The organism is Pseudomonas sp. 20-5, assembly GCF_056782835.1.
Window position 1 is genome coordinate 2,847,240 of sequence record NZ_CM165584.1, and the last position, 12,613, is coordinate 2,859,852.

Genomic DNA, 12,613 nt, shown 5'->3' on the forward strand with positions numbered 1-12,613 from the left:
TACGAAGTCTCCGATGGCACAAGCCCGCTGAACAGCTAGGCCTATGAGGGGTAGGCTCTTGTCCACTGTCTATATGGCGGTGAACTGCTCGCAGCCGAACCCGTTCCCTGAGCATTTCCTGGTTATCTGCGTGGCACTGGGCTGGCCCGGAAAACCTATAGCCATTTGGCGGAAAACAGGAGCGGCGGGTTTTTCCCTGCCAGAAAACCTCTTTTTTCGAGGTCTCGTAACTTGCTGATTTATAAGGGCGTAAGAAATCGTCCGAAAAAAGGGTCGGAAGCTTCGGGCAATTGGCGGCCGTTTCGCGAGGACCGGGACGGCGATCAAGCGTGCCGTTCGGGCGCGAAAGGTCCTGTGATGGGCGATGCCACAAAGCCCCCGGCCAGGCCGGGGGCGTCGCGCCGGGGAGCGGCGCTACAGGCTCGGGTGGCCCGCCTCGATTTCGGACAAGGCATCGCTGAGCAGCGACAGCAACGCACCGTTGATGTAGGCCAGGGTGCCGCCGGGCTCTTCTTTCTCATCGAGCAAACGGGTCATGGCCAGGATGTTGATCGCCGACCTCAAGCGCACTTTCGCGTTGTCGAACAAGTGCGTGGGGAGTGCATGGGTGTCCACGTACAGGGTGGCGCTACGCGGACACATGTCGGCCTGGGAGGTGGGGAGCAGCGGGACGAAGCGGGGGGACGATTCTGTTACCTCGGGGTTGGACGTATCATTCGGCTTAGCCATGGGTCAGCTCCTTCATAAGCTGGTTTGTGGTTAGCGGGTCGTAGGTGTTCCACCACCTGCGGCCCGCGTCTTTTTTGCCCTCAGAAAATAGAGGGCAGTGCCGTTCGGTCCTGTCCCTGCGGGATGGATTTGCCGGCCCCTCCATCATCCTCCTACTGGGTTTTTATCCAATTCCCGGGCTTCTGAGAGAGCCTGCGGAAATGTCCGGGGGAGCTGTCCGGCGTTTCCAGGGCCTGTAGGGCGAATACCGCCACAGGCGGTATCCGCCGATACCCCGGATAAGCGGCGGATAACCGCGAGCGGTTATTCGCCCTACGGAGTTGGGACGCTGTCCGGCGTTTCCGGGGTGCGTAGGGCAAATAACGCCATGGGCGTTATCCGCCGATGTCGCGGATAAGCGGCGGATAACCGCGAGCGGTTATTCGCCCTACGGACCTGGACGCTTTCCGGTGTTTTCGGGGTGTGTAGGGCGAATAACGCCATGGGCGTCATCCGCCGATGTCGCGGTTAAGCGGCGGATAACCGCGAGCGGTTATTCGCCCTACGGACCTGGACGCTTTCCGGTGTTTTCGGGGTGTGTAGGGCGAATAACGCCATGGGCGTCATCCGCCGATGTCGCGGTTAAGCGGCGGATAACCGCGAGCGGTTATTCGCCCTACGGACCCGGGGAGGTGTCGGCGTTTCCAGGGCGTTATCCGCCGATTCAGAACGCCAGCAGGTAGCGCAGGGTCAGTTGGTTGCCTTCGCTGCGGTTGCGCGCGCCGCTTTCGGCGTAGAGGTTGGCGAACAGCGTTTGCCTGCCCTGGCTGTACATCACCCCCGGGCCTATGCCGAAGACCTGCTCGCGCGAGTCGGCCTGCCGGTGGTCGTCGATGCGGTCGGCGCTGATCTGTTTCAACTGGTAGCCGGCCAGGCCGATCCGCCAGTGCGGGTCCAGCGCGTAGGAGATCGAGAAGTTCGCGTGCAGCGCCTGTCCCGGCTGTACGTCGTTTGCGCCCAGGCGCGGCGAGGGGTCGTCGTTGCGGCTGATCCAGGCGTAGTGCAGGCGGCCGCTGAGTTCCAGGCGCTCGCCCAGTTCCCAGGTGAAGGCGTAGTGCGGGTTGAAGATCCAGGTGTTGCTGCCGGTGTTGATCGCGGCGTCCTTGTCGTAGTCGCCGGTGGGCAGGGAGAAGACGAAGTTCAGGCGCTGCCAGTAGGGGCGGCCGAACAGCGTAGCGGGCCCCCATTGCAGCATCAGCGGGCTGACGATCAGGTCGCCCTGGCGGGTGCGCCGGCCGTCCGGGCCGCCGTCGATATCGAGGTCCAGGCGTACCAGCGGCAGCAGCACTTCGGCGCCGTAGTGGGCGCCGAGCAGGGTGTTCTGGCTGAGGTAGGCGAAGTGCGGCAACAGTGTGGTGCCACGAACCCGTTGCCGACCGGGAACCGAATGCCCGCCGGCGTCGCTGGCGTTGTTCGCCCGAACGTATTGCAGGGGCAGTTCGAAGAGCATGCCGGGACGGCTGACGCCGTCCATGAAGCTGGCGTTGCCGAGCGCCAGCGGCGGCAGCGCGACGGCGTCGGCGCGGGCCTCCAGGCAGAGCGCGGCGGAGAGGGCGCCGAAGGTGGGTAGCAGGGCTGCACGCATGAGGGGATTTCTCTTTTTCTGGTTCCGTGGGTTCAGAGCAACCTGATCGGGTAGTCGACCACCACCCGGTATTCGTCGGAGCTGGAGTTGCCGCGGGTGTTGCCGGGGGCGGTGTAGCCTTCGCCGGGGCGGTGGGTGGCCCAGCGCAGGGTCACGCTGAGGCCCTTGGCCGGGCCGGCGGGGAAGGCGTAGCGCAGCGACAGGTCGCGTTCCCAGTGCTGGGCGTTCTTGCCATTGGGGTTGTAGAGGTAGCCGTAGCCCGCGCTGTCCGGGTCGACCCGGGTCAGGTCGGCCTGGCCACGGCCGTAGGCGGCGCCGAACTGCCAGTCCGGGGCGGCGAGGAAGGCCAGGCTGGCCTGGTACTGGATCTTCCACGAGCGCTCGCCGGGGCCGTTGAAGTCGGCGTACTGCATGGCGTTGCTTTCGTAGAGGAAGGTCCGGTCGTTCTGCGCGATGAAGTCGAACGGGGTGTCGCCATCGACCTTTTGCAGGCTGAGGCTCAGCGACTGGCCGCCGCCGGCCAGGGTCAGCCCGGCGTTGTAGAGGTCGTTGTCGATCCGGCCGAGCTGGCTGCGGCCCTGGTCGCGGGTCTTGTAGTAATGCAGCCAGGGCGTCAGGGTCAATTGGCTGGAAAGCCGCCACGGTTGGCTGAGGCCGAGGTAGTGCTGGTTCCAGATATCCGCCAGGCGGCCGCTGTAGAGCGTCACCTGGCTGCCGCCGGGGGCGCTGTAGCTGGCGCCCAGCCAGGCGATGTGCGGGCTTTCGCGATCGGCGGCGATACCGCCCTTGGTGCCGTTGCCGTAGCCGCTGGTGAGATGACTGTGGCCGCTCTGGTTGCGCAGGCGGGTGGCTTCGACGAAGCCGGCGTCCAGTTCGAACGCGCGGAAATGGTAGTTCTTCAGGGTCACGCCACGGTAGCTCTGCGGCACCATGCGACTGACGCCGCTGGCGATCACCGGGTTCTCCAGCAACTGGTCGCCGATCTTCACCAGGCTGTCCAGGCCGCGCAGCTTGAGGGCCGCGCCGGCGGCGGAGAAGCTGTCGGCGGGGCGACCGGCGGAGTCCAGCGGCAACACGCCGGCGCCGCCGCTGCCGCCACCGCCGTCCAGGCGCAGGCCGTAGAAGGCGTGCGCATCCAGGCCGACCCCTATCGGCGTGTCGGTATAGCCGGAGCGGAACGACAGCATCAGGCCCTGGGCCCATTCGCGCTGGTCGCGGCGGGACGGGGTGTCGTGGTTGTCGCGGGCGAAATAGTAGTTGCGGAGGAAACCGTTCAGCGTCGAGCCTTCGACGAAGCCCGGCGGCACCTTCATTTCGGCTTTCTGCCGCTGGTTCAGGCCGGTGCTGATGTTGTCGCGATGGCCCAGGGAGTCGTCGGCCAGGCAGGCCTCGCCGCCGACCAGCAGGCCGAGCGACAGGACGGTGGGCCACGGCCGGGGAATGGCGCGTCGCATGCGGACCTCCGCTGTCGGGGGATCGGAAGCGGCCATCCGGCGCGGGCGCCTGGATGGCCGGGGCAGGGCGGGATTACTTGGCTGCGGTGAGCAGGCTGAAGCTGGTCATCAGGTTGCGATAGTCGGGAATGTGGTTGGAGAACAGCGCCCCCAGCCCTTCGATATCGTTGCGCCAGTCGCGGTGCAGTTCGCAGGCTACGCCAAACCAGTTCATCAATTGCGCGCCACCGGCGACCATGCGTGTCCAGGCGGCGTCGCGGGTGACTTCGTTGAAGGTACCGGAGGCATCGGTAACGACGAACACCTCGAAACCTTCCTCCAGCGCCGAGAGCGCGGGGAAGGCGACGCAGACCTCGGTGACCACGCCGGCGATGATCAGTTGCTTCTTGCCGGTGGCCTTGACCGCCTTGACGAAGTCTTCGTTGTCCCAGGCGTTGATGTTACCCGGACGAGCGATGTAGGGCGCCTGCGGGAACAGTTCCTTCAACTCCGGTACCAGCGGCCCGTTCGGCCCGTTCTCGAAACTGGTGGTGAGGATGGTCGGCAGCTTGAAGTACTTGGCCAGGTCTGCCAGGGCCAGCACGTTGTTCTTGAACTTGTCCGGGTCCTGGTCGCGGACCAGCGAGAGCAGGCCGGTCTGGTGGTCGACCAGGAGGACGGCGGCATCGTTCTTGTCGAGACGCTTGTATTGGAAGGACATGGCTTTCTCCTTGCTATCGGGGGAGGGGCGCGCGGGTTGACCCGCGTGCGATGATCACTTGCGCTGCGAGTCCAGTTGCTCGTGGTTGGTGACCACGGCCTGGGCCTTGGCGTAGCTCTCGATCAGCAGTTGGTAGTGCGGGAAGACCGCGCTGTAGGCCTCGGCGAACTGCACGGCGTCGTCGCGGTTCCAGGTGCGCTGGATTTCCGAGCAGACCGCGGCGGTGTCCATCGGCACCACGCCGGCCTGGACCACCCGTGCCAGGGTGATTTCCTGGGCCATCTTGGAGTAGGTGCCGGAGGCGTCGATCACCGCGAACACCTGATAGCCGTCGTGTACCGCGGCGATGCTGGGGAAGGCCATGCACACGCTGGTGATGGTGCCGGCGATGATCAGTTGCTTCTTGCCGGTGGCCTTCACCGCGGCGACGAATTCCGGGTTGTCCCAGGCATTGATCTCACCCTTGCGCGCGACGTACTGGGCGTGCGGCGCGGCCTCGTGGATCTCCGGGATCAGCGGGCCGTTGGGGCCCTGCGGTACCGAGGCGGTGGTGATCACCGGGATCTTCGCCAGGGTGGCGACCTTGGCCAGGGTGGTGGCGTTGGCGCGCAGTTCGGTCATCGGCATGTCCTTGACCGTCTGGAACAGGCCGCTCTGGTGGTCGATCAGCAACATGGCGGCGTTGGCCGGATCGATCTTCGGGGTCTGGCCGTTGAAGTTGGCGGGAGCGCTCATTTCCATTTCCTCTTGCAGGGTGGTCGTCCGTGAGTTTCGGGCAAAGCCCGGCCGGGCCCGCGCTTCCTGCACGGGCCATGTCGTAGGGGCGGCGGACTTCAGTGGGCGCGGATGAAGCGCCCGTTCTCGAAGTCCTCGATGGCCTGGTCGATTTCCTCGCGGCTGCTCATCACGAAGGGGCCATAGCCGATGATCGGCTCGTCCAGCGGCTCGCCGCTGAGCACCAGCAACTGCACGTCGTTGTTGGCTTCCAGTTCCAGCCGCGGGTCGTCGCGGTCGAGCAGGGCGACCTGGGCTTCGCGAACGATCTCGTCGCCGACCGCGAGGGTGCCGCGCAGGACCACCACGGCGCAGGTATGTCCCTTGGGCAGGTCGAGGGCGAGGTGCTTGCCGGCCTTCAGCTGCACGTCCCAGACCGCCAGCGGCGAGTGGGTCAGCGCCGGCCCCTGGTGGCGGCCGTAGCGTCCGGCGATCACCCGCAGTTCGCCGGCCCTGTCGGGCAGGCCGACGCGGGGAATGTCGGCATCCAGCAGGGTCTGGTAGCGCGGCGGGTTCATCTTGTCGCTGGAGGGCAGGTTGACCCATAGCTGGACCATTTCCAGCGTTCCACCTGTGCTACGGAAGCGTTCCGAGTGGTACTCCTCGTGGAGGATCCCGGAGGCCGCCGTCATCCACTGCACATCCCCCGGCCCGATGCGTCCGCCGGCGCCGGTGGAGTCGTGGTGCTCGACCTCGCCCTGGTAGACGATGGTCACCGTCTCGAAGCCGCGATGAGGATGCTGGCCTACGCCGCGGCGCTGCTGTGCGGGGGGGAAATCAGCAGGCCCGGCGTAGTCCAGCAAGAGGAACGGGCTGATATGCTGGCCCAGTGTGTTGTAGGAAAAGAGCGAACGAACGGGGAATCCGTCGCCCACCCAGTGGCGGTTGGCGTTGCCGTAGATTCCCAGGACCTTTTTCACGTCGGTGCTCCTCGATTGAGTCGATGGAGCGATACGCTAGTTCCCGGGAGTGGGAACCGGTAGTCCGCAAATCAAGTCTCAGAGTCTCGCAGGTGGAACGATGAGTGGTGAGCTGGTGTTCGATCTGAACGCGCTTTTCATCTATGCCAAGGTGGTCGAGCACGGTGGCTTCGCCCCCGCCGGGCGGGTGCTGGGGATTCCCAAGTCGACCATCAGCCGCAAGGTCGCGCAGCTCGAGGCGCGCCTGGGCGTACGCCTGGTGCAGCGCTCGACGCGGCAATTCCAGGTGACCGAGATCGGCCAGGCCTACTACCGTCATTGCGTGGCGATGACGGTGGAAGCGGAGGCTGCCGAGGACGTCATCGAACAGAACCGCTCGGAGCCGTGCGGAATGGTCCGCCTGACCTGCTCGACGCCGCTGCTGCACTTCGAACTGGCGCCGATGCTGGCGCGCTTCATGGCGCAGTATCCGAACGTCGAGCTGTACGTGAAGACCTTCAATCGCCGGGTCGACGTGATCGCCGAAGGCTACGACATCTCGCTGTCGCTGCGTTTCCCGCCGCTGGAGGACAGCGACCTGGTGATGAAGGTGCTGGCACGCAGTCCGCAGGTGCTGGTGGCCAGCCCGGAGCTGCTGGCCCGCTACCGCCCGCCGGAGCTGCCGGCCGACCTGTCGGCGATGCCCTACGTCGGCTGGGAGCGTTCGCGCCTGGACGGCAGCCTGCGGCTGGTCGGCGCGGATGGCAGCAGCGCGGCCCTCAACCTGCGCCCGCAACTGCTCAGCGACGACCTCGGCACCTTGCGCCAGGCGGTGCTGGAGGGCGTCGGGATCGGCGGCCTGCCGCTCTGCGTGGTCAGTCGCGACCTGGCCGAGCGCCGGCTGGTGCGGGTGCTGCCGGAGTGGACGCCGGTGGAAGGCATGGTGGTGGCAATGTTCCCCTCGCGGCGCGGGCTGTTGCCTTCGGTCCGCGCGCTGATCGACTTTCTCGCCGCAGGCTTCGCCGACGCCGCGCAGCGCCAGTACCCGGCGCCGGGCTGAGGCTCAGCGACCGGCGCCCGGGCCGTAGAGTCGGAGCAGTTGCAGGGTCACGCCGTTGGACCAGCCGAAGCCGTCCTGCAGCGGGTACTCGCCACCGCCGCCGCCGCCCTGGTTGCCGCTGATGTCGTATTTCTCCACCAGTTTTCCTTCGCGGTCGTAGACCTGCTGCACCTGGGCGAGGAATCGCCGGCCGATGTCTTCCGCCAGGGCGTCCCGGCCGTAGGCGCGCAGGCCCTGTACGGCGACCCACTGCAAGGGTGCCCAGCCGTTCGGCTCGTCCCATTGCTGGCCGCTGGCACGGGTGGTGGTGGCCAGTCCGCCCGGGCGCAGCAGTTGGGCGGCGACGCTGTCGGCGGTACGACCGGCGCGTTCGGTGGAGGCCAGCCCGGTGAATAGCGGGAAGAGGCTGGCGGCGTTGATCCGCTCGATGGGCCGCCGGCGTTGCCAGTCGTAGTCGGCGTAGTAGCCCGCCGGGTGCCAGAGGTGGTCTTCGATGGCCTGTCGTCGCTTCTCCGCGCGGGCTCCGTAGCCTTGCTCGCAGGCCTTCAGCGCGCTGCTGGCGCAGGCCTTGGCGATGGTTCGTTCGAGATGGTAGAGCAGGGCGTTGAGGTCCACCGGGACGATGGCGGTGGTGCGGATGCTGGCCAGTTCGCGGCCGTCGTCCAGCCAGCGGGAGGAGAAGTCCCAGCCGCTTTCCGCGCCGGCCCGCAGGTCGCGATAGACCTCGCCCGCGGGGCGCTGCGGGGCGCGCGCGGCGGTCGCCCGGTCCTCCAGGAAGGACTCCTGGCGCGGTGTGTCACGGTTGTCCCAGTAGCGGTTCAGCAGGCTTCCGTCGGCCAGTTTCACCACGTGCAGGCGCGCCTCGTTGGGGCGCAGCCCGGCGGAGCCTTCCATCCAGTAGGCGTATTCCTTCTGTAGCTGCGGCAGGTAGCGCCGGTAGGCGGCGTCGCCTTCGCGTCTTGCCTGGAGGTCCACCATGTAGGCGAAGAACGGCGGCTGCGAACGGCTCAGGTAGTAGCTGCGGTTACCGTTGGGAATGTGCCCGTAGGTATCGATCAGGTAGGCGAAGTTGTCGAGCATGTCGCGCACCCGCTGGTGCTGCCCGCTCTCCGCAAGGCCGAGCATGGTGAAGTAGGAGTCCCAGTAGTACACCTCGCGGAAGCGTCCGCCGGGGACCACGTAGGGTTTCGGCAGCGGCAGCAGGCTGCTGTGGGCCGGCACCTGCTCGTAGTGGCGGGTCAACGCCGGCCACAGGTCGCTGATGTGGCTGGCGAGATCGGCGCCCGCTTCCGGCGGGGCGGTCTCGACGCTGCCGGACTCCTCGAAGTTGCGGCCGACGAAGGCGCGCAGGTCGAAGCCGGGCCGCTCCCTCTCGCGCAGGTAGTCGGCGCGGATCCGTGCAGGCTCGCGCAGCGGGAGCGCATCGACGAAGTGCTTCTGGTCGCTGAACAGCCGGCTTTCCTGCACCGCCTGGAACAGCTCGGGATAGGCTTCGTCGGGGGCGATCGCGCGTTCGCCGCTGGCGTCCTGCCAACCCCAGGACGCGGGCGGGGTAGGCGCCGGGCCCTGGCTGCAGGCCGCCAGCAGGAGCAGGACCCAGGCCGCGAGCATGGCGCGGGGCAGAGCGGTTCGATCAGGCATCGGCTGTCTCCTCTTCGGCAAACGCCGGGCGCGGATCGGTCGCCGGCGGGGTGCGCCTGGGGCGGCGCGGCAACCCGGCGGAAGGGCCGGGAAGGGCGCTACCCCTGTTTCGGTGAGTCGCGGCGCACGAAGTTCCATCGGAAGGATCGCCAGCGTACCTATCGCTTCCGACAGGTCCTTGCAGATGAACTCCAGCGCTTCGCGCAGGTCCGTCGCAGAAGGGGCGCGAGCCCCCCAGTCGCCGTTTCGCCGTGCCGTTCCCCGCTGCCCGCGCCTTGCGCAGGGCCTCGGCGGTTCGAATCTCCTGCCCGTCCCTTCACGTCGGGAAGCCTGCGTTTCCCGAGAGGAGTGTTTCGCAATGGCCACCGCACTACGCTTCAGACCGCTGGACGCCTTCTACAACGTCCTCAACCCGGTTCCCTTCGGTTTCTTCGTCGCCGCCCTGGTCTTCGACGCCACCTATTTCGCCACGGCGGAGGTGATGTGGGGCAAGAGCGCGGCCTGGCTGATCAGTCTCGGCCTGCTGTTCGCCATCCTGCCCTGCCTCGTCGACCTGTGCCGCGTATGGCTGCTGCGGCGCGCGGCAGTCGTCGCGGCGGCCAGGGTTTCCTCCTTGCTGAAGTTCGCCGGCATCGTCCTGGCCATCTTCAATGCCTTCGTGCACAGCCGCGACGCCTATGCGGTGATGCCGGCCGGGCTATGGCTGTCGATCGCGACGGTGCTGCTGCTGGCGCTGGGAGAGGCGCTCCTGGCGGTATCCGCGGAGGAGGTGGCGCATGGCTAGCCTCCACTCGCTGCGCCCCGTCGCGCTTGCCCTCGGCCTGGTCCTGGCCGGCTGCAACCAGGGGTCGCAGAACGATCCGCAGCAGCAGACCGGCGCCAATCCGGCGCTTCCGGAACCGAAGCACTTCCTTCTGCCGCCGATGAAGGTACCGGAAGGCGTGGGCTGGTCGGGAGAGGCCAAGCCGACGGTGGCCCAGGGCCTGAAGATCGAGAAGATCGCCGATGGCCTGCAACACCCTCGCCAGTTGCTGGTCTTGCCCAACGGCGATGTGCTGGTGGTGGAGGCCAACTCGCCCGGCACCGCGCCGGTGACCACGCCGAAGCAACTCATCGCGGGGATGGTCAAGGGGAAGTCCGGCAAGGCCGGCAAGGGCGGCAACCGCATCACCCTGCTGCGCCGAGCCGGCGCCGGAGGCCAGTGGCAGAAGTACGTGTTCCTGGAAGGGCTGGACTCGCCGTTCGGCGTGCAGCGGGTGGGGGATTACCTGTATGTCGCCAATACCGGGAACATCATGCGCTACCGCTACGTGCCGGGTGAAACCCGGGTCGCCGACCCGGGGATGGAGTTCACCGACCTGCCGGACACCATCAACCACCACTGGACCAAGGCGCTGCTCGCCAGTCCCGACGGGCGCAAGCTCTACGTGGGCGTCGGTTCGAACAGCAACATCACCGAGAACGGCGCGGCGATCGAATACCGTCGTGCGGCGATTCTCGAGGTGGACGTCGCCAGCCGCGGCAGCCGCATCTACGCCTCCGGCCTGCGCAACCCGACCGGCCTGCAGTGGGAACCGGTCTCCGGCAAGCTGTGGACCATCGTCAACGAGCGCGACGAGATCGGCAACGACCTGGTCCCGGACTACCTGACCTCGGTACGGGAGGGCGGCTTCTACGGCTGGCCCTACAGCTACTTCGGCCAGCACCTGGATTCGCGGGTGAAGCCGCAGCGTCCCGACCTGGTGGCGAAGGCCATCGTCCCCGACTACGCGCTGGGTTCCCACGTGGCCGCGCTGGGCCTGTTCTTCTACACCGGCGACGAGTTGCCCGAGCGCTATCGCAACGGCGCCTTCGTCAGCGAGCACGGCAGTTGGAACCGCTCGCCGGTCAGCGGCTTCCAGGTGGTCCATGTGCCGTTCGCCGACGGCAAGCCCGCCGGTGCGCCGCAGCCGGTGGTGACCGGGTTCGTCTCCGCGGACGAGAAGCAGTTGTTCGGCGCGCCGGTGGGGTTGGCGCAGGCGGCCGACGGGGCGTTGCTGATCGCCGACGACGTCGGCAACGCGATCTGGCGGGTGAGCGCCGCGGGCGCCGACTAGCGGCCTGCTCGACGGTGTCCGGGCCGGAGCTGGCGGTCCGGGCTCGGTGCTGCGGTCCGGCGCAGTAAATCCGTGCGTCCCTCCTGCGTCTCCTGTGCATCCGATCCGCGAATGCCGCCCCTGGCGGCCGGATCGCCGGTTGCCAGTGGAACACCACCACGCCTTGAGGGTTGAAGACATGCACGTCGCCACCAGCGTCATCGAAGACCAGCCGCTCCGCGCCACCCCGGCGGAGGGCGAAACGCTCTACGAGTTCTCCCAGTCGCCCTTGCTGGAACGGCAAAGCCGCCAGGAGTCCAACGCGCGCAGCTATCCGCGGCGGATTCCGCTGGCGCTGAAGAAGGCCAGGGGGCTGCTGGTGGAGGACGTCGAGGGGCGTACCTTCATCGATTGCCTGGCCGGCGCAGGCACCCTGGCGCTGGGGCACAACCATCCGGTGGTGATCGAGGCGATCCGCCAGGTTCTGGCCGACGAGCTGCCGCTGCACACCCTCGACCTGACCACCCCGGTGAAGGACCAGTTCGTCCAGGACCTGTTCGGCCTGCTGCCGCCGGCGCTGGCCGCCGAGGCGAAGATCCAGTTCTGCGGCCCGACCGGCACCGACGCGGTGGAAGCCGCGCTGAAACTGGTACGCACCGCCACCGGGCGCAGCACCATCCTGTCGTTCCAGGGCGGCTACCACGGCATGAGCCAGGGCGCGCTGGGGCTGATGGGCAATCTCGGACCGAAGAAGCCGCTGGGCGCGGTGCTCAGCACGGGCGTGCAGTTCCTGCCGTATCCCTACGATTACCGTTGCCCGTTCGGTCTCGGCGGCGAGGCGGGGGTCAAGGCGAACCTGCACTACCTGGAGAACCTGCTGAACGATCCGGAAGGCGGCGTGCAGTTGCCGGCGGCGGTGATCGTCGAGGTGGTCCAGGGCGAGGGCGGCGTGGTCCCGGCCGATCTCGACTGGCTGCGCGGCTTGCGGCGGATCACCGAGCAGGCCGGGGTGGCGCTGATCGTCGACGAGATCCAGAGCGGCTTCGCCCGTACCGGCAGGATGTTCGCCTTCGAGCACGCCGGCATCGTCCCCGACGTGGTGGTGCTGTCCAAGGCCATCGGCGGCAGCCTGCCGCTGGCGGTGGTGGTCTACCGCGAATGGCTGGACAAATGGCAGCCCGGCGCCCACGCCGGCACCTTCCGTGGCAACCAGATGGCCATGGCCGCCGGTTCGGCGGTGATGCGCTACCTGAAGGAACACGACCTGGCGGCCCACGCGGCGGCCATGGGCGAGCGCCTGGCCGAGCACCTGCGCATCCTCCAGCGCGACTATCCGCAACTGGGCGATATCCGCGGTCGGGGGCTGATGCTCGGGGTCGAGATCGTCGACCCGCAGGGCGAGGCGGATGCCCTCGGTCATCCGCCGACCGACGGCGCCCTGGCCTCGCGGGTCCAGCGCGAGTGCCTGAGGCGCGGCCTGATCCTCGAACTGGGCGGCCGCCACGGCAGCGTGGTGCGCTTCCTGCCGCCGCTGATCATCGGCGCCGAACAGATCGACGAGGTGGCCCGGCGTTTCGCCCGCGCCCTCGGCGCGGCGCTGGCCGGCTAATTTTCCCGCCGGGCTTTTCGTTATCCAACGCAAGGGCCGTGCTGCGCG

At 67.5% G+C, this 12,613-nt stretch carries 11 protein-coding genes; 4 read left to right on the forward strand and 7 right to left on the reverse strand.

Annotated features, from left to right (window positions below):
* Positions 1 to 414: 414 nt before the first annotated feature.
* The 6 genes from AC1RB9_RS13265 to AC1RB9_RS13290 form a co-directional block, all read right to left on the reverse strand.
* A complete protein-coding gene (locus AC1RB9_RS13265; RefSeq protein WP_003113065.1) occupies positions 415 to 729 on the reverse strand; it encodes a hypothetical protein in 315 nt (104 codons plus the stop codon).
* A gap of 703 nt (positions 730 to 1,432) precedes the next feature.
* Positions 1,433 to 2,353, reverse strand: a complete 921-nt coding sequence (locus AC1RB9_RS13270; protein ID WP_003089649.1) for a SphA family protein — start codon at positions 2,351 to 2,353, stop codon at positions 1,433 to 1,435.
* A 32-nt stretch (positions 2,354 to 2,385) separates the two neighbouring features.
* A complete protein-coding gene (locus tag AC1RB9_RS13275) occupies positions 2,386 to 3,807 on the reverse strand; it encodes an OprD family porin (RefSeq protein ID WP_003451065.1) in 1,422 nt (473 codons plus the stop codon).
* 73 nt (positions 3,808 to 3,880) lie between these two features.
* The gene (gene ycaC / locus AC1RB9_RS13280; protein ID WP_003162910.1) at positions 3,881 to 4,507 is read right to left on the reverse strand and encodes an isochorismate family cysteine hydrolase YcaC; all 627 of its coding nucleotides are present in this window, start codon (positions 4,505 to 4,507) and stop codon (positions 3,881 to 3,883) included.
* Positions 4,508 to 4,561: 54 nt separating this feature from the next.
* On the reverse strand, positions 4,562 to 5,242 hold the full coding sequence (locus AC1RB9_RS13285) for a hydrolase (protein WP_003089647.1): 681 nt from the start codon (positions 5,240 to 5,242) through the stop codon (positions 4,562 to 4,564).
* Positions 5,243 to 5,340: 98 nt separating this feature from the next.
* Complete coding sequence (locus AC1RB9_RS13290; RefSeq protein WP_003089646.1) at positions 5,341 to 6,201, reverse strand: pirin family protein; 861 nt, start codon at positions 6,199 to 6,201, stop codon at positions 5,341 to 5,343.
* A gap of 100 nt (positions 6,202 to 6,301) precedes the next feature.
* On the opposite strand from AC1RB9_RS13290, the gene AC1RB9_RS13295 reads away from it, so the two are divergent.
* Positions 6,302 to 7,240, forward strand: coding sequence for a LysR substrate-binding domain-containing protein (locus AC1RB9_RS13295; RefSeq protein ID WP_003105956.1), 939 nt, complete (start codon positions 6,302 to 6,304; stop codon positions 7,238 to 7,240).
* A gap of 3 nt (positions 7,241 to 7,243) precedes the next feature.
* On the opposite strand, the gene treA is transcribed toward AC1RB9_RS13295, so the two are convergent.
* On the reverse strand, positions 7,244 to 8,881 hold the full coding sequence (gene treA / locus AC1RB9_RS13300; protein ID WP_003451063.1) for an alpha,alpha-trehalase TreA: 1,638 nt from the start codon (positions 8,879 to 8,881) through the stop codon (positions 7,244 to 7,246).
* 358 nt (positions 8,882 to 9,239) lie between these two features.
* Between treA and AC1RB9_RS13305 the strand changes: the two genes are divergently transcribed.
* The 3 genes from AC1RB9_RS13305 (at position 9,240) to AC1RB9_RS13315 (ending at position 12,565) form a co-directional block, all read left to right on the forward strand.
* A complete protein-coding gene (locus AC1RB9_RS13305; protein ID WP_003105952.1) occupies positions 9,240 to 9,665 on the forward strand; it encodes a hypothetical protein in 426 nt (141 codons plus the stop codon).
* Complete coding sequence (locus tag AC1RB9_RS13310; protein ID WP_003451062.1) at positions 9,658 to 10,977, forward strand: PQQ-dependent sugar dehydrogenase; 1,320 nt, start codon at positions 9,658 to 9,660, stop codon at positions 10,975 to 10,977. Before AC1RB9_RS13305 ends, AC1RB9_RS13310 begins: the two co-directional genes overlap by 8 nt.
* A gap of 178 nt (positions 10,978 to 11,155) precedes the next feature.
* Entirely contained in the window at positions 11,156 to 12,565 is a 1,410-nt protein-coding gene (locus AC1RB9_RS13315) for an aspartate aminotransferase family protein (protein WP_003089638.1), read from the forward strand.
* Positions 12,566 to 12,613: the final 48 nt, after the last annotated feature.